General features: G+C 72.0%; 21 protein-coding genes. 3 read left to right on the top strand and 18 right to left on the bottom strand.

The features are described from left to right. Positions 1-65: 65 nt before the first annotated feature. The 18 genes from FF041_RS02255 to FF041_RS02170 all read right to left on the bottom strand — a co-directional run bounded on the left by FF041_RS02255 (position 66) and on the right by FF041_RS02170 (position 15,435). Positions 66-971 carry a class I SAM-dependent methyltransferase gene (locus FF041_RS02255; protein ID WP_153520783.1) on the bottom strand — a complete coding sequence of 302 codons (906 nt, stop codon included), beginning with the start codon at positions 969-971 and terminating at the stop codon, positions 66-68. Next, on the bottom strand, positions 965-1,828 hold the full coding sequence (locus FF041_RS02250) for an alpha/beta fold hydrolase (protein ID WP_323390990.1): 864 nt from the start codon (positions 1,826-1,828) through the stop codon (positions 965-967). Before FF041_RS02250 ends, FF041_RS02255 begins: the two co-directional genes overlap by 7 nt. Continuing rightward, positions 1,825-2,472 (bottom strand): LysR substrate-binding domain-containing protein, encoded by a 648-nt coding sequence (locus FF041_RS02245; protein ID WP_323390988.1) that lies wholly within the window; start codon positions 2,470-2,472, stop codon positions 1,825-1,827. The genes FF041_RS02250 and FF041_RS02245 overlap by 4 nt, the downstream gene beginning before the upstream one ends. A 1-nt stretch (position 2,473) precedes the next feature. Next, positions 2,474-2,548 carry a DUF6182 family protein gene (locus FF041_RS40525; protein ID WP_407698094.1) on the bottom strand — a complete coding sequence of 25 codons (75 nt, stop codon included), beginning with the start codon at positions 2,546-2,548 and terminating at the stop codon, positions 2,474-2,476. A 27-nt stretch (positions 2,549-2,575) separates the two neighbouring features. Beyond that, entirely contained in the window at positions 2,576-4,042 is a 1,467-nt protein-coding gene (locus tag FF041_RS02240; protein WP_153520782.1) for an NAD(P)/FAD-dependent oxidoreductase, read from the bottom strand. A 2-nt stretch (positions 4,043-4,044) separates the two neighbouring features. Beyond that, entirely contained in the window at positions 4,045-4,899 is an 855-nt protein-coding gene (locus tag FF041_RS02235; RefSeq protein ID WP_153520781.1) for a class I SAM-dependent methyltransferase, read from the bottom strand. Positions 4,900-4,979: 80 nt separating this feature from the next. Then, positions 4,980-5,354: a GH3 family domain-containing protein gene (locus FF041_RS02230; RefSeq protein WP_323390987.1), complete on the bottom strand. Its 375-nt coding sequence runs from the start codon at positions 5,352-5,354 to the stop codon at positions 4,980-4,982. After that, on the bottom strand, positions 5,351-5,614 hold the full coding sequence (locus tag FF041_RS02225; protein ID WP_153520780.1) for a hypothetical protein: 264 nt from the start codon (positions 5,612-5,614) through the stop codon (positions 5,351-5,353). The genes FF041_RS02230 and FF041_RS02225 overlap by 4 nt, the downstream gene beginning before the upstream one ends. 214 nt (positions 5,615-5,828) lie before the next feature. Next, positions 5,829-7,148 (bottom strand): glycosyltransferase family 2 protein, encoded by a 1,320-nt coding sequence (locus FF041_RS02220; RefSeq protein WP_153520779.1) that lies wholly within the window; start codon positions 7,146-7,148, stop codon positions 5,829-5,831. Beyond that, a complete protein-coding gene (locus tag FF041_RS02215; protein ID WP_153520778.1) occupies positions 7,145-7,951 on the bottom strand; it encodes a DUF6065 family protein in 807 nt (268 codons plus the stop codon). Before FF041_RS02215 ends, FF041_RS02220 begins: the two co-directional genes overlap by 4 nt. Positions 7,952-8,100: 149 nt before the next feature. Then, the gene (locus FF041_RS02210; protein WP_228387983.1) at positions 8,101-8,454 is read right to left on the bottom strand and encodes a hypothetical protein; all 354 of its coding nucleotides are present in this window, start codon (positions 8,452-8,454) and stop codon (positions 8,101-8,103) included. A gap of 427 nt (positions 8,455-8,881) precedes the next feature. Continuing rightward, positions 8,882-9,160: a hypothetical protein gene (locus FF041_RS02200; RefSeq protein WP_153520775.1), complete on the bottom strand. Its 279-nt coding sequence runs from the start codon at positions 9,158-9,160 to the stop codon at positions 8,882-8,884. A 58-nt stretch (positions 9,161-9,218) separates the two neighbouring features. Further along, entirely contained in the window at positions 9,219-10,328 is a 1,110-nt protein-coding gene (locus tag FF041_RS02195; protein ID WP_153520774.1) for a glycosyltransferase, read from the bottom strand. A 115-nt stretch (positions 10,329-10,443) separates the two neighbouring features. Then, positions 10,444-11,793 (bottom strand): hypothetical protein, encoded by a 1,350-nt coding sequence (locus FF041_RS02190; RefSeq protein WP_153520773.1) that lies wholly within the window; start codon positions 11,791-11,793, stop codon positions 10,444-10,446. Positions 11,794-12,316: 523 nt separating this feature from the next. Continuing rightward, positions 12,317-13,132: an ABC transporter permease gene (locus FF041_RS02185; RefSeq protein WP_153520772.1), complete on the bottom strand. Its 816-nt coding sequence runs from the start codon at positions 13,130-13,132 to the stop codon at positions 12,317-12,319. A gap of 3 nt (positions 13,133-13,135) precedes the next feature. Next, positions 13,136-13,939, bottom strand: a complete 804-nt coding sequence (locus FF041_RS02180; RefSeq protein WP_153520771.1) for an ABC transporter permease — start codon at positions 13,937-13,939, stop codon at positions 13,136-13,138. Further along, on the bottom strand, positions 13,936-14,949 hold the full coding sequence (locus FF041_RS02175) for an ABC transporter ATP-binding protein (protein WP_153520770.1): 1,014 nt from the start codon (positions 14,947-14,949) through the stop codon (positions 13,936-13,938). The genes FF041_RS02180 and FF041_RS02175 overlap by 4 nt, the downstream gene beginning before the upstream one ends. A 207-nt stretch (positions 14,950-15,156) precedes the next feature. Next, positions 15,157-15,435, bottom strand: coding sequence for a hypothetical protein (locus FF041_RS02170; protein WP_153520769.1), 279 nt, complete (start codon positions 15,433-15,435; stop codon positions 15,157-15,159). Between the two features lie 366 nt (positions 15,436-15,801). Between FF041_RS02170 and FF041_RS02165 the strand changes: the two genes are divergently transcribed. From FF041_RS02165 to FF041_RS02155, 3 genes are all read left to right on the top strand, one after another. Continuing rightward, positions 15,802-16,437, top strand: a complete 636-nt coding sequence (locus FF041_RS02165; protein ID WP_194291904.1) for an NADPH-dependent F420 reductase — start codon at positions 15,802-15,804, stop codon at positions 16,435-16,437. A 224-nt stretch (positions 16,438-16,661) separates the two neighbouring features. Continuing rightward, positions 16,662-19,598 carry a Na+/H+ antiporter subunit A gene (locus FF041_RS02160; protein ID WP_153520767.1) on the top strand — a complete coding sequence of 979 codons (2,937 nt, stop codon included), beginning with the start codon at positions 16,662-16,664 and terminating at the stop codon, positions 19,596-19,598. Next, the coding region (locus FF041_RS02155) for a Na(+)/H(+) antiporter subunit C (RefSeq protein WP_153520766.1) at positions 19,595-20,061 on the top strand (467 nt) is incomplete at its 3' end. The genes FF041_RS02160 and FF041_RS02155, both read left to right, overlap by 4 nt.

Raw genomic sequence — 20,061 nt, 5'->3', positions numbered from 1 at the left:
TGGACATACGTCGGGGCGGCGTTCTCCTGGAGGCTCCCCCTGGACGGGCGGGCCGGAAGCCGTTCTTACGGTGCCGAGGCGTTCTGTTTCCCGAATTCCCGAAGGCGGCCCTGGCCGCCCCGGAGGTCCGGAGGCACCGTGCCGATCGCGATGACGTTGCCCTCGCTGATGTATCCGTCCGGGTCGCGCAACGGGCCGGCCGGGTCGTCGGGGTCGAGGAAGGGGGCCCAGTTCCCCGGGATGCCCTCGCTCATCGCCTGCCGGGCGAAACGGGCGCACGCGTTCCCGTAGAACCGGAGGGCGGACGGGGTCAGCGGAGCATGGTGCTCCATGAGGATCGTGCGCTGCCGTACCGATGTCAGACCGGCCGCGCGCAGCCGGCGGTAGAGATCACGGCCTCTCAGCAGCTGGCGGGCGTACCCGGGGGATTCGGCGGACGCGCGGAAGAAGTCGGTGATCAGAAAGGGGTCCGCCGGGCGTACGGTGCTCAGGGAGCCGTCCACGTCCTTGACCGCGACGAGCCCTCCGGGCCTGGTGACCCGGCGCAGTTCCGCCAGCGCGCGGGTCAGCTCCCCGTCGTCGAGGTACTGCGTGGTGTTCGCGCACCAGACGGCGTCGAACGTACCGTCCGCGTAGGGCAGGTCGAGGACGCTGCCCTGCCGTACCTCCAGCCGCGCCCGCGCGGGGTGGTCCCGCATCCGCCCGGCGGCGAGTTCCGCGCTCTCCCCGGCCAGGTCGAGGGCCGAGATCCGGCCCTCCGCGCCGACGAGTTCCGCGATCCGGGGGAGAAACGCACCGCTGCCGCAGCCCGCGTCCAGCACATGCCAGCCGGGCCGGACGCCGACGCTGTCCAGGGCGTCCCGGTAGTACGCGGCGCAGGCGTCGAAGTGCGGGTCCACGATCTCCTCGTGGGTGAACGCCAGTCCGGTGGAGGTCGTGTATCCCCACGACGCGTGATCCGGCGTCAGCATGTCCCGGCCCCCGCGGTCTCGGTGTGCGCGAGCAGGTCCATCAGGATCTCCAGCGTCGCCTCCGGGGCCTCCAGGGGAGCGAGATGGCCGACGCCGGGGAGCGTGACGAGCCGGCCGCGCGGCAGCGCCGCGGCCGTCCGGCGGGCCTCGTCGGAGGAGACGAGTTCGTCCTCGTCGCCGATGACGACCACGGCGGGCACATCGGCCGCACGCAGGGCGGCGGTGGAGTCCGTGCGCGCCGCGATGGCCCGCTGCGCCCAGGCGACGGAGTGCGGCCGGGCCGCCAGCGCCAGATCGGTCACCCGCGCCAGGAGGCGGGGCTGCCGGGCGCGCGTGGTGGCGCCCAGCAGGGACGGCGCGGTCCCCGCGACGATCCGGCCGCGCGAGGAGTCGTCGAGGACCATGTCGGCGAACCGCCGGCGCGCTCCGGCGCTCTCCGCGGTGTCGGCCGTGCTCCGGGCTGCCAGCAGGGCCAGCGCGTGGACGCGGTGCGGATGGCGGCGGAGAAAGGCCATCGCCGTATAGCCGCCCATGGAGCAGCCGGCGACGGCGACGGCGCCGATGCCCTGCCGGTCGAGTTCCCGGGCCAGGTCGTCGGCCACGAGATCGAGCGAGGGCGACTGGTCCGTCGGCGGCACGCCGCCGAAACCGCGCTGGTCGGGGGTGAGGACACGGTGGCCACGGGCGCGCAGCCCCCGGGCCGCCTCGTCCCACATGGACGAGTCGAGGGGCAGGGCGTGGAGCAGGACGACCGGGAGGCGGCGAGCGCGCTGGTCCTCTCCCGGCTCCGGGCGTTCTCTTCCGTACGCTGCGTCGTGCCGTGCTCCGTGTGCCGCGTCGTGCCGTGCGGCGCTCACCGGTCCGCCGCCCGTTCCGCGTCGGCGACGAACTGCCGGACATGCCACGGTGGTTCATCGCCCCGCAGCCAGGCGAGGGACACGGGGGAAGGCGGCAGATCGTGCACCGGTACGACCTTGATGTCCGGCGGAACGACGGTGTCCAGGGACTGGAACGACACATGGATCGCGGAGGTGCTCCGGAGCAGGTCCGTCATCGCGGTGAACGTCGTCACGGAGTGAATGCGGCGGACCGTACGCCCCTGGGGAGTCCGCGGCGGAACGACCAGGTTCCAGACGTGGGGCGGGAAGTCACCGGGACACTGGAACCCCTCGTACTCCGCGACCTCCTCGACCGACACCGTGTCGCGGCCGGCCAGGGGGTGATGGGCCCCGACGAGCACGGCCCGCCCGTCGAAGCAGACGGGTCTGCTCATGACGATGTCCGGCTCCAGCGGGTCGTACTTGACGATCATGATGTCCATCCGTCCGGCACGGAGCGGGTCGAACGGCTCGGTGACCTCGTAGGGGACGTACTCCACCGACGCCTGCGGGTAGCCGGCGGAGGCGACGATGCGGCACGCCAGCCGCACGGAGCCGTGGACCCCCAAGCGGATGGGGCGGAGCGAGGCGCGGGCCTTCGTAGGGGTGTGGGGCGATGTCACATCAGACCTCCGTGGTCAGTCCGGCATATGCCTGGAGTTCGTCCGGGCGGTGGGCGTCGGTGTCGACGCGGAGCATGGCGAACCGCGCGCCCGCCCCGGACCTTCATCGTTCTTCCTGGGCGGCGATGGCGTGCCGCAGTTCGGCGCGGGTGGGGGGCTGGGGACCGGACGGCACGGACGGCGCAGGAGCGTCGGCCGCGGCCCTCGCGCGGGCCAGGAGATCCGCGTCGGCGTAGATCTCCGCGGGTGTGTTCAGGCTCGCCCGGATACGGGTGAGCCCCCGCCATACGGCGAGGTCGGCGACCGCCGCCGCCGAGGCCGCCGGGAGGCCCCCGGGCACGAGCGGCGCAGGCCGGCCGGCCTGGGGGGCCGGGGGCGCTCCGGCCGCGGCCCGCCACCGTTCCACCCGCGACCAGGAATCGCGTACTCCCAGGTCGTACCAGGGGCGCAGCACCCGTTCGACGAGATCAGCGGCGGCCTGGCTCAGCCGTTCGTCCGCCACGGGACGGTCATCGAGCAGATCCGCGAGCAGGAAGGCGTGCGCGAGGGCCAGGGACATGCCGCGGCCGAACATCGGATCGGTGACGCAGGCGGCGTCCCCGGTCTGGAGGAGTCCGGCGACCGGGCGCCGCCGGCCGGTCGCGGCGCCGCGCAGAATGTTCGGCGGCATGCCGGTGACCCGTACCGGGCCGAGCGGCTGCGCGGCGCCCTCGTCGACCCAGGCCGCGAGGAACGGCGAGAGACCGCAGGCGGCGGTGAAGGCCGCGGGTGTGCGCAGGGCCGCGGTGGCCCGGTCGCCGGGCAGCGTTCCGAGGGTGATGGCGAAGACGTCGTTGTCCGCCGGGTGCAGTACGGCGGAGTAGTGGTCCCAGACGCCGCCGGCCGCGTCGCCCCGGTTGAGCGGACCCGGCGGCGGGCCGTCGGGGTCGCGCAGCCGGTAGAAGCGGCCGAAGGCCCGCAACCGGCTGGGGCCGGTCAGGTCGTCCGCTACGGGGACGCCCGCCGCGGCGAGCCAGGACCGGGACGCGGACCTGCGCCCGGAGGCGTCCACGACCAGGTCGGCGGGGACCGTCTCGCCGCGGTCCGTGACGACGCCCGTCACCCGGTGCCCCGTCGTCCCGGCCGGGGCCAGCCGCAGTCCGGCGACCGTGGTGCGGTGGCTGACGGTCACACCGGGCAGGGCCGCGACGGCCCGGTGCAGCACCAGGTCCAGGACGGGACGGCGGACGAGCAGGGTGACGAGGTCCTCGTCGCCCGGCTCCCGGGCGGCGCCGGGCCCCTGGGGCGCCGCGGCGGTGAGATCGGCGAGCCGGGCTCCTTCCGCCAGCGCCGCGTCGAGTACGGCCGGTGCGTAGCGGCGCAGCATCCGTACGCCGAGCGCGTTCAGGATGTGGTCGTGGCCGGCCTGGGGCACCAGGGGACGCCGCCACAGTTCCGCGCTCTTGACGACCGGCCCGTCCGGCGGGGGCTCGCTCTGCTCCAGGACCCGCACCCGGTGGCCGCGCCCGCCGAGCGCCCGGGCCAGGGCGAGGCCGGCGAGACCGCCTCCCGCGATCACGGTGGTCGTCATGGTCAGCGACGCCTGCCGTGCACGAAGAACACCCGCCGTACGTCCCTCACCTCGCGCGGCGGCACCGGGTCGGGCCACCGCCCGTAGTCGGCGTCGGGCTCGCCCGGCTGGACGGCGCGGGCGTCGAATCCGTACCGCTCGAACAGGGCCTCCGGTTCATCGGTGCCGAACACCCAGGGGCACCCCCAGCTCGCGAAGACATCGAGCAGTCCGCTCATATGGGGAAGGGTCAGGGCGGCCCGGTTGACGATGTCGGCGGCGATATGGCTGCCGGGCGCGGAGATGGCGGCGACCCGCTCCAGCACCCGGTGCGCGTCGGCCTCGGGGATGTAGTACAGCAACCCCTCCAGCAGCCACGCCGAGGGGACGGCGGGGTCGTAGCCGGACGCGATGAGCCTCTCCTCCCAGTCGGCGGCGGTGAGGTCGACGGCGACCGTGCGGTGGTCGACCCGGGGCCGGGCGCCCCGCAGCCGCTCCGCCTTGAAGTCGAGCACCGCCGGCCGGTCGACCTCGAAGTAGCGGATGTGCGCGGGCCAGGGGAGCCGGTAGGCCCGCGAGTCCATGCCCGCCGGGGCCAGCACGATCTGGCTCGTCTCCGGCTCCTGGGCCGCTCGTCGCAGCAGGTCGTCGAAGAACCGGGTGCGGATGGCGTTGTAGTCCGGAGTGCTGGGCAGCGTCCGCGGCCGGTCGGGCGGGAAGGTCGCGGCCCGGACCTCGGCCAGCAGCTCCGGACCCGCGTCGCCGACCAGCCGGGCGGCGTACGGGTCTTCGTACAGCCGGTCCTCGCGGCGGGTCTCGGCGGCCCGCAGAGCCGCTGTGAGCAGGGCGGTCCGTTCGACGGGGTTGAGCTGGGCCATGGAAGGCTCCTTGTCGTGGGGAGGTGCGGGCGTCGGACGGCCGACGTGCCTCGGGGGCGGTCAGCCGCCCGGCGTACCGGTCAGCCGCCCCCAGAGGCCGTCGACCTCATGAAGCGCGGCCCGGTGGTGCCGCTGCTGGTGAAGCAGACCGCGGGGGCGTCGGCGGACAGCAGGTTCCGCTCTCCGGCGGCGGTCCGCCCGATCAGGGGCGCGGGGGCGGCGTGGTCGCGCACCGGGACGGCCGTACGGAAATCGTCCATCGTACGGACGCGGCCGAAGCCGTGCCCTCCGCCGAACCCGGTGGAGGCGTTGAAACCCAGCAGATCGGCGAGGACGCGCCGCTGTGCGCCGCGCGGATCGGTGCTCTCACCGGCCGGCCGCTCGCGTGCGGCGAACACCCGCGCACGGTAGCGGTCGGTGTGGCCTGGGGCATGCCAGACGGACGGGACGTTCACGCGGTCAGCACCTCCAGTACGGCTTCGGCCGCCCGGCCTGCATCAGGCTGCTCCCGCAGCATGGTCACTGGCAATGCCAGGACCTCCTCCAGCAGCGTCTTTCGGAGGTTCTCCCGATATCGCTCGACGTCCGCCCAGCCGCCGTCCGGCCCGTCGTACTCCAGGGCGTTCAGCCGTGTCCCGCCGCCTCTGCGGCGCCAGGCCGCCTCATCGCTGTACGTGGCCGCCTTCAACGGGGCCATCGGCGTGGGTTCGTTCATCGGCGGCCTGATCACCGATGCCTCCGGTCCACGCCCGGCGATGCTCGCGGCCGGCGCCTTCGCGCTCGCCGACGACTGGCGTGACGGGGCTACCGAACGCGGCATCTCCATGGTGCCGGTCCGTGCTCGACCTGTCTGTCCGGGGCCGTGCGCGCAGCGCGCCGGGCGACTGCGTCCGGCGGGCGGTCCTGCTCGTCACCACGGTTCTGATACGTCACCTGCGGGGCCACCCCGATGAGGCGGAGCGACGCAGCCAGGGTCCGGCAGTGGAGATCGCCCCGGGATCGCCCCGCACGATGCGGTCGAACGCCCTGCGGTGCACAGCCAGTGCCGTTCCGTCCGAGCCCGGTACGGCCAGGGGGCGCAGGCTCCAGTGGACGGTCCTCAGGGAGTCGACGGCGCGGGCGAGCCGCTCCATGCGCTCCGGACCACCCGGACCACCCGGACCGAAGACCGTGCCAGCGTCGATGACGAGGATCTGGTCGAGCCCTCTGACAGCGGCGTCCGCGGCGATCTGCGCGAGCGCCGCCGCCCGGTCCCGCTCAGTGTGTGCGCGACGCCCTTCCGGGGGCGTCAGCCATTCGGCCAGCCAGCCGATGCCGAGTTCGTCGAGTGCGCGCCGGGCATGCTCCGCGGTCGCCGGGGAGCCGTCGTCCACCAGACAGACGACCGCGTCGAAGAAGGCCAGCGGGCTGTCCAGCTGCTGACGGGCGCGGGCGACCACGTCCTGGCTCTGCGTCTCGCCGACGAGCTCTCGCAGGTGGTCCGTCAGCCCGTCCGTGCCGAGGCCGAGTTCGCGGTGGCCGATGAGGTAGTTGCGTACCCGCTCCAGCAGCCCGATCGGGAAGGACGGCCCGTGCGGCCGGGTGAAGCGGTGGAGCCAGCGGACGCCCGGGTGGCACAGCACCCGGCCGTCGGCACGCCGGAACTTCTCGTGGAGATATCCCTCTTCTCCCCCATGCGCGCGCAGTCGCGGGTTGAGACCGGGCCAGGCCGCGGTGCGGCAGGCGAACAGCCCCAGTCCCTGCATGCCCACCTCGAACGGCCTTCCACCGGGATCGGCTCCCCGGGGATCGGCGCCCCAGACGCCCAGCATCATGTTGCTCCATTCCGGAGCCATATGGGTCGAGGGCGGCTGGCGTTCGTCGTCGAGAACGTCCGCGACCATGGGACCCTGGAGCAGATCGCGGGAGTCCGGCCGGGCCTCGAAGTAATCCAGCACGGCGCGGACCGACCCCGGAGCGAGCAGCACATGGGAGTCCAGGCACAGGGTGACGGGCGACCGGGACACTCGGAAGACCAGGTCCCGGACGGCGGTGCTCGCGTACTGCCCGAAGGGGAGGTAGCGGTATCCCGGTATGAGATCCCCGAGGGCGCGGAGCGATGGCGAGCACGGCCCGGAAGGGTGGTTGTCCACCACGACGAATTCCGCCTCGGCCAGCTCCCGGGCATGGAACAGCCTCAGCGCCTGGAGGGTGAAGTACACGCCGTCGTAGTCGTCGTACGTCGCCATGCCGACGGTGATCCGGCTCACCGCGCGGCCTCCTCTTCGCCGGGCGTGCCGGAAGGGGGAGGGACCGTGAAATCACGGAGCAGCAGTCGCCGTTGGTGTGCGGGGAACGGCTCGGCGGCGGCCGGATGCGTTCCGCGCATGTAGTGGCGTTGCCACATGTCCGCCGCCACGGAAGGGTCGGCCGCCAGCATCTCGTGTGCGAAGGCCATGCGGCTGTCGTGCCAGGCGCGGTGGTCGCCCGCGTCCGGCATCCGGGAGATGGGGGCATGCGCGGGGTGGAACCGTTCCAGCTCCCCGCGCCGTTGGGGGAGCAGCATCAGAAGGGGCTCCCCCGCCTCGAAGACGATGTCGGCATCGGGTCTGGTGATCTTCCAGTTCATGGTGAAGGTGGCCACCGCCCAGTCGGTCTCCACCAGCCCCTCCAGCGGGTGCGCCCCGTCCTTGGGGAGATTGGCGGGGCCGCGGACCAACAGGTTCCAGCCGGGTGGCGTCCGGAACAGATACGGGACATGGAAGGTCAGGATGCCGTGGCCGAAGTGGCTCATGGCCTGGCGGCGGTCGGCTTCCCCGTCCGTGTAGCGGACGCTCAGCGCGGACGTCGAAGCGCCGCCGTTCCAGCGCACGGTGAAGGTGTTGTCGTTGAGGATCCACCAGCCGTTCTGGTTGGCCATGAGGAGAGGCAGACACCGGTAGGCGTAGCGGAGAGGCGCGGCGTCCCACCAGGTCCGCTGAACGGGCGCGGGAACGATCGGCATGTCGGGGGTGTCGGGCAGCCGGTAGGCCACCAGATCCGGTTCCTGGTCGAGCTGGTCTTCGGGGAGCAACGGGCCGTCTCCAGAGGGGGAGGTCGGCCGGAGCGCCGACGGCGGCAGCGCGCCGGCACACCCGGCCGGTCACAGCGCTGGAGAGTGTCTTCGAGCGGCGTCGTCCGCCCGGGGGACACGCCGGGCGGACGGGACGTCCACGACACTCCCTAGGGGCGCGGGAGGACCCTGATCCGGGTGGCGCCGGAGGCGAAGGCGTGGGTTCCGATGACGAAGGCGACCGGAGCCTCGCCGGGTGCGGCGGTGGGGTCGATCTGGAGTTCGGCGACGAGGACGATCCATTGGGCGGGGTCGGGGGCGAGGTCGACCGGGACGGCGGTGAGGGTGAGTTGCCGTCCGTCCGGGGAGAGGGTGCCGGTGTGCTTGGTCTCTCCGGCGGCGTCGGATCGGTACATGTCGAGGGTGGCGCTGGTGAACCGGGTTCCCGCCGGGGCCGTCACGGTCACCGGCACGGAGCCGATCCGCGGCGTACCGGTGTTCCGGATCAGCACCGACGAGTACACCCAGGATTCCCCCGGGTTCTTGGCCGGTGTGGGAGGCCGCTCCGATACGGAGGCCTTCAGCGGCGGCGGCGGAGGTGTCGTGGGCGGCGGTGTCGTCGGCGGTGGAGTCGCGGGCGGCGGCGTGGTGGTCGGAGGTGCTGTCACCGGCGGTTGTGTCACCGGTGGCTGTGTCGCCGGAGGCGGTGTCGGCTGAGCGGGGACAGGGATCCAGGGGAGTGGTATCCACAGTCCCCTGGCCTCCGGGGCGACGTCCTCCGGCCCCGCTCCGGGGTCTTCGGCCGGCTGCTCCGGCTGCTCCGGCGCGCTCGTGTCGTCGGTCATGGCACCTTCCGTTTCCTTGGACTGCATGGGATTCGCGGACCGGCGGGATCACGGCCGGGGGCCGTTCCGGGCTCGACAGCCCGGGTCTCCACGCGGTCGGCCCGGGTCAGGGGACCGTCGCCCACCGCTCCTGCGGACGGTGCGAGGGCGGACGGCTCCGGTGGCTCCGGCGGGGCGGCACGGGCACCGCGCTCAGCACATGCTCGATGCGCCGCCGGGGCAGAAGCTTGCACACGGACGCCCCCGCCATGATCAGCGTGGTCGCCGCGACGACGGTGGCGAGTGTCTGGAAGCCCGACCGCGATCCCGGGCCCGACGATCTGACCGACAGCGCGGACGCCCCGCCCGCGCCCAGCGCGCCGAGCGGCGGTACTCCTGCGTACACGTTCCCCCTCTGTTCACCGAGTTCTGGCAGGCCCTGTGCGCGTCGCGGGCTCAGCGGCTCAGGTGGCGCGCCACTGCTCCTCCCGGCGCCCGAGCATGTCCCAGAGGGAGCGGAGATAGACGGCGTGCTGGAACATGTCGTAGGCGAGCTCGACGGCGAGGCTTCCCGCGAGAAGCTGGGACTTCCAGCCCGCGCCGCGCGCGGTGACCACCTTCTCCGCCACGAAGACGAGGCCGACGGCGATCCAGAACGGGGTGAACTCCGGGCGGCCCCGGGTGAACATCCACACGGTGAAGACGAGATAGAGGGCGAGGCAGAGGACGGACAGCCCCATCAGGCCCTGGCGGATGATGTAAGGGGCCGTCACCTTGGTCCAGCCGTAGTCGCGCAGATTCTCCAGCGCGCCGCGCTGCCAGCGCAGCCGCTGGTGCCAGAGTTTGGGCAGGGTGTTCATGACCTCGGTGACGACCGCACAGCCCGGCGGCGAGACGGTGCGGTAGCCGAGGGTCCGCACGGCCTTGGTCATCTCGTCGTCCTCGGTGAGGGAGGCCAGCGAGTAGTACGAGGAGCCGCCGCCGATCCGGCCCGCCCGCCGGGCGTTCTCGACCTCCCGCAGGGTTGAGACGCGGAACAGGGTGGCGGTGCCGGTGAGGACGTCGGCGCGATAGCCGCGGCGGGCGATCTCCCTTGCGTAGCGGTGGAACTCGATGCGCTGAAGGGCCCCGAGCAGGCCACCCCCGCGCTCCCCGTAGAAGATGCCGCCGACGGCTCCCACGGTGCGGTCCATCGCCTCGATGGCGCTGGCCAGGAAGGCGGGGGAGAGCACGGTGTCGGCGTCCTGGACGAGGACCAGGTCCGTGCCGTCGAGTCCGGGGAGGAGCCGCTCCAGGGCCTGGTTGAGGGCGCCGGCCTTTTTATGCGGGTTGTCCCGCGACTCCAGGACGGTCGCGCCGTTCGCCTCGGCGATCGTCCCGGTCCCGTCGGAGCAGTTGTCGGCGACCACGACGATACGGTGCGGCGGTTGCTCCTGGCGGTGCAGCGCCGCTATGGCGGCGGCGATGCGCTCCGCCTCGTTGTGGGCGGGTATCAACGCCACGATGTGCGGCGCCGGTCCGGCCTCCCGGGCCCGCACGCGCCGTATCACGGCCTTGAAGACCGACTTGTCCATACGAGGGCTCCTGGGATTCTCGCTGCTCGCCGTGCGGGACGTACAGGACGTACAGGACGTACGGGGGTGCCGACGCGTACGGCGGCGGCACCCCCGCCACTCGCCTTGCCGGAGGTCAGGCCCCCGGCTCGATGACGACGGTGTCCTGGCCGCCGGCGAAGGCCGGCAGGCCCAGCGAGATGCCCACCTGAAGCTCGCCCGTGGCCGTCTTGTCGACCCCCATCGCCGGGTACAGCGCGACCCAGGCGTCCCGTCCCGGCCCGCTGGGTTCGAGGTTGAGGGGCACGGCATGGCAGGTCAGGGTGCGCCCGTCGGCCGACAGCGCACCGGCGCTGACGATCTCCTGAGTCTCGTCCGACCACCGGGTGAAAGCCACCTGGTCTTCCAGGAAACGCAGCCCCTCCGGAGCGGAGAAGACGATCCGCTGGGTGCCGATGGTGCTCTGACCGGTGTTGCGGACGACGAACGGCGGGTAGATCCACCGATCCTGCCCGGCGGTGGCGGTGAGCGTCGTGGTCTTGACGGTGGCCCGGGGCCTGGTGTCGATGGCCTTGGGCGCCTGGTAGCGGTAGTAGACGCTGCCGATCTGGAAGGCGTCCTCCAGCTTGTCGGGGTCCCAGCCCAGCCTGCTCGGGGAGCCGTCCGGATCGTTGGACTGCGGCCAGACGAGGAAGCGGTAGTAGCCCGTCTTGTCGCCGAGCTGTCGCAGATCGATGGGCGGCAGAAGCTCCTTGTTCGCCACCCCGCTGCCGCTGTGTCCCACCGCCTTGTGAATCTGCGGGGTCGGGGTGTAGTGCGAAGGAGTGCCGTCCTCGTGCACGAACTGGTAGTAGACGTGGTCGCTGTTGTTGCTGGGGACGCCCGCGGTGCCCTGGCGCAGATTCACCAGGTCGATGATGAACCTCTCGCCGGGAATCCGGCCGCTGTCGGTGACCAGGCCGTAGCCCGCCTGGCTGTTGCCGCTGGTCAGCCCCCAGGCGTTGTCCCAGGGAAGCCGGACGAAGGGCCGGCCGGTGAGTTCGGGATCGGACTTCTGCCAGGCCCCGTTGAGGACCTCGATCTCGGGCTCCACGGTGCGGATGTCCCCGCTGTCGAGGGTGACCTCGATCTTGACGCGGTACTTGCGGCCATAGGCCGGCCGGGCGTCGGCGTCGAGGTTGAGGTCACCGCGCAGGGTGAAGGTGATCAGATCCGCGTCGTCGAGGAAGGTCAGATCGATGACCTCGTACTCCTGGCTGATCCCGCCCTGTCCGCGCTTGAACTCGACGGCGGTGATGTCCAGGATTCCGTTGCCGGTGTACGAGTACTTGACCTGCTTGATCTTCACCCCCATGGGGACCCTGATCCGGCCGTCGTACCGTAACTCGGTGTCCCAGGTGGCTATTCGGTTGGCGTGCCCCAGCGTCCGGATTCCCGTGATCTCCGGGTCGAGGGTCGCTGGCTGTGCTCCTGCACCAGGGCTCATGCGTGATGTCTCCGCTTCTCACTGATTCCGTGGACGGTGAGCTGACGTGCAGAAATGCTGCTCCGGCAGGCCCTATGGGGGATGTGGGCATGCTCGGTCTCATCAGGTCGGGCTGAGTGGGAGCGCGGCTGGTGGGCAAGTCAAACCGACGCATGATCACCCGTCAATCGGGCACTTCGGACCGGACGGTGATTCCAGCCAGTGACCCGCCGGGCACAGTGAGGTGCGGCTGCTCTCGTCGCCGGTGCTGGCGGTACATGTCAAGCGGGTATCGGCCGACTCGCTGATCCGGAAGGTTCGTGAGTGCCGGAAGTGCCGTCCCTACTCCGGCTGGTTCACGTCGGGGTGCGAGCGCGCCGCTGATACGGTCTTCGGCCCCCGTCTCCTCCGTGGTCCGCCCGGGGCGAGATGCCGGGGCGCCGGTGGCGGCGCCCCGGCCGTGCCGGGACCGCTGTACGCAGGGTCCCGGCACGGACCGGCCGATGCCGCCGCCCCCGGCGGCACGCCGTGGACGGCCCCGGGATCAGGTGCCGGTGCTCTGGTAGTGGCGCATCTGCCGGACCCAGATCCGGTACGCGGCGTACATCCAGAGGAAGCCGATCGCCGGCGCGGCCCAGGCCAGGACGGGGGAGACGGACAGATCACCGGTCCGGCCCAGAAGGACGCTCGCGGGCACATAGGCCACGAACGCCACGGGCACCGTCCAGGTGAGGATCCAGGTCGTCGCCGTGCCGAAGATATGCAGCGGATAGGAGCCGAAGAGCAGGAAGACGTTGTCCACCAGGAAGTGCGCCGACCAGGTGTGGAGGAAGCGGAACGAGAGCGCCGAGACCAGCAGCACCACCGCGCCCTCCGCCGCCGCGCCGCCGAGCACCGCGAGGACGAGATAGAGCGCCTTCGCCGGGGTCCAGTCGACGTCCGCCGCCGTCACCGCGAAGCCGAACATGGTCACGGCGGTGATGACATCGCCGAGGATGTTCATCCGCACCCGGCCGGTGATGACCTGGAGCAGCGGATTCAGCGGACGCAGCAGATAGACGTCGAAGCGTCCCTCACGGACCAGTTCGTCCAGTGCGTACACCTGGTTGAAGGGGACGATCCAGACGGCGTGCGCCAGGAGCCGCAGCGAGTAGAGGAACGCCACATCCGAGAAGGTCCATGAGCCGATCGAGTCGAACTGGCTCAGGATCACCCAGACGAAGGCGATTCCGCTGCCCTGGTAGACGATGCCCATGACGACCAGCAGCACGAAGTTGAACCGGTAGCCGGTCTCCGCCCGCAGCGCGGCCTTCTGGAGCGTCCAGTACAGCGACAGTGATTCCTTGAACGGTCGGTTCACCCTTCACCCTCCTTGGACGGCGACGCGTCGCCGGGCGCGGTGCCAGACCGCCGTGGTGGCCAGGGCGAGGATCAGGATCCACAGACCCTGGACCGCCAGCGCCCGCAGCGCCGCGTCGCCCTCGGTCCGCCCCACGTAGATGGTCGCGGGGATGTATCCCGTGCTCTGGAAAGGCAGCAGCCCGGCGAGGATCCGCAGCGGCTCGGGAAAGAGGGAGACCGGGAGCATCGTGCCCGCGAAGAACTGGTTGATCAGCCGGTAGAGCATGGTGAACCCGCTGGTCTCCACCGTCCAGAACGCCACCATCGACGTCAGCACCGCCAGCAGCACCGAGATGACGTATCCGAAGACCAGCGACGGCGCGTAGAGCGCGAGTGCGGCGGGGGAGGCCGGTGCGCCCAGTGTTCCCACGACGAGGACGACCGGCAGCGCGACCACGACCGAGAGCACCATGAACAGATGGGACCCGGCCATGTGCGCCAGCATCTGCGGCACGAATCCGATCGGCCGCATCAGGTCGAAGACGACCTCCCCGGTCCGGACCCGCTGATAGGTGTACTCGTTCACCGTGAGATCGGTGAACACCCAGCTCTGGAGATTCACGACGGTGATGTAGAGCAGAAAGGTGTGGAGCGTCATGCCGGCGACCGTGTCCCGGCCCTCGAAGAGCGTGGTCCACAGGCGGGAGAGGATGAAGATGTTGAGGATGACGATCACTTGGAGCAGCAAGACGTTCTGACGGTACGTCATCGCTGTTTTCATCCGGGCGACGACGATCCGCCGCAGTCCGGGAGCCGATGCGGTCACGGGGTGAGGCCCTCACTGTAGATCCGGCGGACCACGCCCTCCAGATCGGGTTCGACGATGGACAGGTCGCGCACCGGATAGTTCTGGTTCACCGACGCGATGAGGTGCTGGACCGCGATCCGGGACGCCTCGAACCGGATGCGCGCCACTCCCTGTTCCTGCGAGACGATCTCGGCCCCGAGAACGTCCGCGGCCCGGACGGCGGGTGTCCGGCCGGTGCTTTCGTCGGGGGCGAGATGGACGACGAGTTCCCGGTGGGTGGCGTAGGTCGCCTTGAGGCCCTGGACGTCCCCGTCGTACAGGACCCGGCCGTGGTCGATCAGGATGACCCGGGGGCAGAGCCGCTCGACATCGGCGAGATCGTGCGTGGTCAGCACGATCGTCGTCTCGCCGGCCCGGCTCGTCTCCTCGACGAAGGTGCGCATCCGGTCCTTCGCGACCACGTCCAGGCCGATGGTCGGCTCGTCCAGATAGACCACCCGGGGCCGGTGGAGCATGGCGGCGGCGATGTCACCGCGCATCCGCTGGCCCAGGCTGAGCTGGCGGACCGGACGGTCGATGAACTCCCCCAGATCCAGGAGGTCGACGAACCGCTCCAGGCTCTCGCGGTAGTCCGCGGGCGACACCCCGTAGATCGCGCCGACGAGCCGGAACGACTCCCGCAGCGGCAGGTCCCACCAGAGCTGGGTGCGCTGGCCGAAGACGACGCCCATCTGCGCCGCGTTGCACGGGCGTTCCCGCCAGGGGTCGAGGCCGGATATCCGGACGGTGCCCCCGGTCGGCATGACGATGCCGGTCATCATCTTGATGGTGGTGCTCTTGCCGGCGCCGTTCGGCCCCAGATAGCCCACGAGTTCACCCTCGTCGATGGCGAAGGAGACGCCGTCGACCGCCCGGTTCACCTCGTACCGGCGGGTGAAGAGGGTGCGTAGCGACCCCAGCCTGCCTTCGTGGGGTTTGACCTTTCTGAACTCTTTCACCAGGCCGTCGACGCTGATCAACGCGGACATGTTTCCTCCCTGAATCGCGGTTCGTACGGCGCGGGACAGATCGCCGCGCCGTCCCAGTGGTGTGGTGGGCTCGTCCCGGAGCACGGGCACGCCGCGCGGGGCCTCCCTGCTGGAGGACCGGCCCGTAGGAGCCGTCATGGGCACGGCGCGGGCGACGGCGTCGCCATGACGCGTCGCCGGCCGCCGCGCGTTCGCCGGTGTCCCGGGTCAGCGGAGCGCGTGGGCCGCCTGGATCCCGTCGGCGGTACGGGCGTTGGACACTTCGGGATCCTCAGCCGGCTCTCCGGAGCCCAAGGGCGGTCCGCCCGGCTGTCCGCGGGAGCGGATATACCGGCTGACGAACTCCGCCCCGCCCTCGGCGCGGAGGGCGGGGCCCGCGCCGTCGTGCCGGACGCCCCGGTCCCTCGCGACCCTGATGGCGCGGTCCCCGTCGGGGACCGGGCGGCGGATCGGCTGCCCGGGCAGGTGTGACGCGGCCAGGGTCACCGGTTCGGCCCGTGGGCGAGGTCCAGCTCCCGGGGGCCGGCGGGGCGCCGCCGGGCCGTTGTCGCGTGCCAGCTGGTCATGGATCGCCCTCGGGACATGGCAGCTGCGGGTGCGGCTGTCCGGGTGACCGGACCATACCCGCACTCCCGGTGCGTCGGCCACGGATTTCCGGGGCGTCCCACGGCTCCGGGCGGCCTCCCGGCGGCCGTTGCGCGAGGTGACCAGGGGGACCCGAGTCGTTCACGGGGAAGCCGGGCCGTCGCCAGGGGCCCCTCCCGGATGGCCGTCGTCCGTGTGCACCCGGCCTGAGGAGCCGGTCTACTGGCTCTGGACGGCAGCCTTCCCCTCCCATCCGGAGATGACATCGTGACGACAGCGATTGTGGGCCTCGGCGCCATCGGATCGCGCCTGGCGTCGGGCCTGGCCGACGGGGGCGAGCCCCTGCTGCTCGCAGGCCGCGACATCGAGAAGGCCCAGGAGCTGGCCGGACGCCTGGGCGAGCGGGCCACCGCGGTGAGCACCGACGACGCGGTCGAACGCGCGGACATCCTCATCCTCTCGGTGTGGTTCGACACCATCAAGGAACTCATCGCCCACTACGGCGACCGCCTCAACGGCACCATCGTCGTCGACCCCTCCAACCCGATCGCCCCCGACGGCAAGGGGGGCTTCACCAAGACCATCCCGAAGAACGAATCGTCCGGGACGGTCATCGCCGGGCTGCTGCCCCCGGGCGCCCGGCCCGTCAAAGCCTTCGGCACCCTCATGGCCGACTCCCTGACCACCGCGGCCCACCGCACCCCGCACCGTGCGGTCGGCTTCTACGCAGCCGACGACACCGAGGCCGGTGACGCGGTGGCCGGCCTCATCCGGACGGCGGGCTTCGACCCGGTCAGGGTGGGCGGCATCGACCAGTCGCTGCGGATCGAGGTCTTCGGCGATCTCCACGAAGGCACTCTGGGGACCATCCCCACAGCGGAGGAGGCCAGAAGCCTCCTCTGAGCGAGCCCCCGCCGGTACCGGCACCGAGAGCGGGATGCGGGTCCGGCCGAAAGCGCGCCGCGGGCATGCTCACGGCGATGGGCCGGCGGGGGGTCGCCCGGGCTCCGGTCGGGGGCCCATCGGCGTGCCGGAGCGTGCGGCGGACCGGAATGCCTATAGCAATACCGCGTGCCTTCTGTCCGAAGTGTGGTGACCGCCGCCGGCGGACCGGCGTCCGGGGCCGTATGGCAGCGCTGATCCTCAGTCACTTCCTGCTCGCCGCCTGCGCGGGTCCGCTCGTCCGCCGACTCGGACCCCGCGCCTTCCTCGTACTGGCGCTGCCGCCCCTCGCCGCCACCGGGTGGGCCGCCGCGCACTGGAGCGGGGCCGCGGCCGGCCGGTCGGTGGAGTGGATCCTCGCCTGGCTGCCCGCGTACGACGTCTGGCTCGCGCTGCGCCTGGACGCGCTGTCACTGCTCATGGTGCTGCTGGCCGCCGGGGTGGGCGCGCTGGTGCTCGTCTACTGCGTACGGTACTTCGCCGCCGGCGACCCGCTGCTGGGACGGTTCGCGGGGCATCTGCTGGCGTTCGCCGGAGCCATGCTCGGACTGGTCCTGGCCGACGACCTGATCCTGCTCTATGTGTTCTGGGAGCTGACCACGGTCTTCTCCTATCTGCTGATCGGCCACGGCAGCGAGCGCAGACAGAGCCGGCGCTCGGCGCTCCAGGCGCTGACCGTCACCGCCTTCGGCGGACTGGTCATGCTCGTCGGCTTTCTGATGCTGGGGCACGCGGCGGGCACCTACCGGATCTCCGCCCTGGTCGCCGACCCGCCCGCCCCCTCCACGGCCGTGTCGACGGCCATCGCGCTCATCCTGGTCGGCGCGCTGTCGAAGTCGGCGATCTGGCCGTTCAGCCTCTGGCTGCCGAACGCCATGGCGGCGCCCACGCCCGTCAGCGCCTATCTGCACGCCGCCGCGATGGTCAAGGCGGGCGTCTATCTCATCGCCCGGCTGGCCCCCGCGTACGCCGACGCGCCGCCGTGGCGGCCCATGCTGCTCGTCCTCGGCGCGCTCACCATGCTGCTGGGCGGCTGGCGGGCGCTGCGGCTGGGCGACCTCAAACTGGTGCTCGCCTACGGCACGGTCAGCCAGCTCGGCTTTCTCACCGTCCTGGCCGGCGCCGGAGACCGGGACATCGCGCTGGCCGCCCTGGCGATGATCCTCGCGCACGCGCTCTTCAAGGCGCCGCTGTTCCTGGTCACCGGGATCGTCGACCACGCGGCGGGCACCCGGGATCTGCGCGAGCTGTCCGGAGTCGGCAGAGCGCTCCCCCGGGTCGCCGTGGTCGCCGCCGTCGCCGGGGCGTCGATGGCGGGGCTGCCGCCGCTGCTCGGCTTCGCCGCCAAGGAAGCGGCGTTCACGGCGCTGGCCCACGGCAGCCCGGCCGACCGGTGGACCCTGGCCGTCGTCGTCGCCGGATCGGCGCTCACCACCGCGTACACCCTCCGCTTCCTCTGGGGGGCGTTCGCCCGTAAACCCGGCCTGGCGGACACCCCCGTACACCGCGTCGACTGGGCCTTCCTCGGCCCGCCCGCGCTGCTCGCGGCGGGCTGTGTGATCCTCGGCCCCGGCGTCAGTTGGCTGAACGGGCTGCTGGGGGCGTACGCCGACGCCTTCCCGGCCCCCGCGCACCCCTACCGGCTCTCCCTCTGGCACGGCCTCGGCACGGCGCTGCTGCTCTCCGGGGCCGCCTGGGCGGGCGGCCTGGCGCTGTTCCTGGCCCGGGACCCGGTGATCCGGCTGTCCCGGAGAACGGCGTTGCCGACCGCCGACCGGGTCTTCGGCCTGGTGCTGCTGGGGCTCGAACGGCTGGCACTCCAGGTCACCGGCTTCTTCCAGCGCGGCTCGCTCTCGCTCTATCTGTCCACCGTGCTGCTGGTGATGCTCGGCGGACAGCTCGCCGTGCTGGCTGTGGACCGGCCGTGGCGCGGCGCGGCCCCGCCCCGGCTCTGGGACTCGCCCGCCCAAGCCGCGATCGCCCTGCTGACCTGCGCCGCGGCACTGCTCTGTCTCCAGGTGAGCCGGCGGATGAAGGCGGTGGTGATGGCGGGGCTGACCGGGTACGGCACGGCCCTGCTCTTCGTCGCCCACGGCACGCCCGATCTGGCGCTCACCCAGTTCTGTGTGGAGACGGTCTCACTGCTGGTGTTCGTGCTGGTCATGCGGCGGATGCCGGTGTACTTCCAGGAGAACATCAGCCGCTGGCGGCTGCGGGTACGGGTGCCGCTGGCCCTGGCCGCCGCGGCGGCGGTCGCCTTCACCCTGTGGGTGGTGGCCGCGGCCCGGCGGGCGGTCCCCGCGGGCGAGGCGCTGGTGGAGGAGACCGCGCGGCACGGTCTGAAGAACGTGGTGGCGACGATTCTGGTCGAGTACCGGGCCTGGGACACCCTCGGCGAGTCGGCCGTTCTCGCCGTCGCCGCCGTGGGGGTGACCAGTCTGATCTACTTCCACCGCAGGACCGGAGCCGACGACGCCGTCTCCGTGCCCGTCTCCGTGCCCGTCCCCGCGCCCGTGCCCGGGGCCGGTGCGCCGGGCGGGCGTACCGCCTGGTCGTACGGCTCCCAGGCGCTCACCCCCGTCTCCGCCCCCGAGGACAACGCGCCCGAACGCACCTGGCTCGCCGCAGGCCGCACCCTCGCCCCCGAATACCGGTCGGTGGTCTTCGAGGTGGTGGCCCGGCTGGTCTTCCACCCCATCCTCGTCCTCTCGGTCTATCTGCTGTTCTGCGCGGAGAATCTGCCGGGCGGAGGGTTCGTCGGCGGACTGGTGGCGGGCGTGGCGGTGACGGTGCGCTATCTGGCGGGCGGGCGGTTCGAGTTCGGTGCGGCGGCCCCCTGGCACCCGGGGCTCGTCACCGGGCTCGGCCTCCTCCTCTCCACGACGGTGGCGCTGCTCGGGTACGCCGACGGCACGGCCCTGCGCGCCCTCTCCTACGACGGACGGCTGCCGCTCATCGGCGACTTTCACATCGGGACACCGGTCGTCTTCGACGCCGGGGTGTATCTGCTGGTGCTCGGGGTGGTCCTGGACATCGTGCGGGCGCTCGGCGCCCGGGTGGACCGCCAGATCGAACGGGAGGCCGCGGCGCGGGAGGCCGCCGGGCAGGGGGCGGGCCGATGACCGTCAGCCTCAGTCTGCTGGTGACCGCCGGGGTGCTGTGCGCCGTGGGCGGCGTACTGCTGCTGATGCGCGCCCTCAGCCGCATTCTGATCGGCGCGGTGATCCTCGGCAACGGCATCAATCTGCTGATGCTGAGCGCGAGCGGGGCCGCCGGGGCCGCACCGCTGCTGTACCCGGGGGTGGAGCTCTCCCGGGTGACCGACCCGCTGCCCCAGGCCATCGCGCTCACCGCCATCGTCATCACCCTCGCCACCACGGCGTTCCTGCTGGCGATGGCGTACCGCACCCTCCGTGTCACCGGCACGGACGAGGTCCAGGACGACATCGAGGACCGGCGGGTCGCGCTCCGCGCGGAGGTGCAGGAACAGCGGGCCGCCCTGCGGGAGCGGCAGGCCCCCCGGGGACATCGGCCCGAGGGGGACCGGGCGGCCTACCGCTCGGAACGCCGACGGCTGCGGACCGT

Origin of the sequence: Streptomyces jumonjinensis, assembly GCF_009600885.1 — a bacterium.
In the GTDB taxonomy this organism is placed as follows: Bacteria; Actinomycetota; Actinomycetes; order Streptomycetales; family Streptomycetaceae; genus Streptomyces; species Streptomyces jumonjinensis.
The sequence above is the reverse complement of the archived record's forward strand: the minus strand, read 5'-3'. Positions and strand labels throughout refer to the sequence as shown.

Bases quoted from the DNA above. Each gene is read 5' to 3' on its own strand.
- FF041_RS02255 (WP_153520783.1), bottom strand. From the start codon at position 971: ATGCTGACGCCGGATCACGCGTCGTGGGGATACACGACCTCCACCGGA.
- FF041_RS02240 (WP_153520782.1), bottom strand. From the start codon at position 4,042: ATGACGACCACCGTGATCGCGGGAGGCGGTCTCGCCGGCCTCGCCCTG.
- FF041_RS02235 (WP_153520781.1), bottom strand. From the start codon at position 4,899: ATGGCCCAGCTCAACCCCGTCGAACGGACCGCCCTGCTCACAGCGGCT.
- FF041_RS02225 (WP_153520780.1), bottom strand. From the start codon at position 5,614: ATGAACGAACCCACGCCGATGGCCCCGTTGAAGGCGGCCACGTACAGC.
- FF041_RS02195 (WP_153520774.1), bottom strand. From the start codon at position 10,328: ATGGACAAGTCGGTCTTCAAGGCCGTGATACGGCGCGTGCGGGCCCGG.
- FF041_RS02190 (WP_153520773.1), bottom strand. From the start codon at position 11,793: ATGAGCCCTGGTGCAGGAGCACAGCCAGCGACCCTCGACCCGGAGATC.
- FF041_RS02175 (WP_153520770.1), bottom strand. From the start codon at position 14,949: ATGTCCGCGTTGATCAGCGTCGACGGCCTGGTGAAAGAGTTCAGAAAG.
- FF041_RS02160 (WP_153520767.1), top strand. From the start codon at position 16,662: ATGGCAGCGCTGATCCTCAGTCACTTCCTGCTCGCCGCCTGCGCGGGT.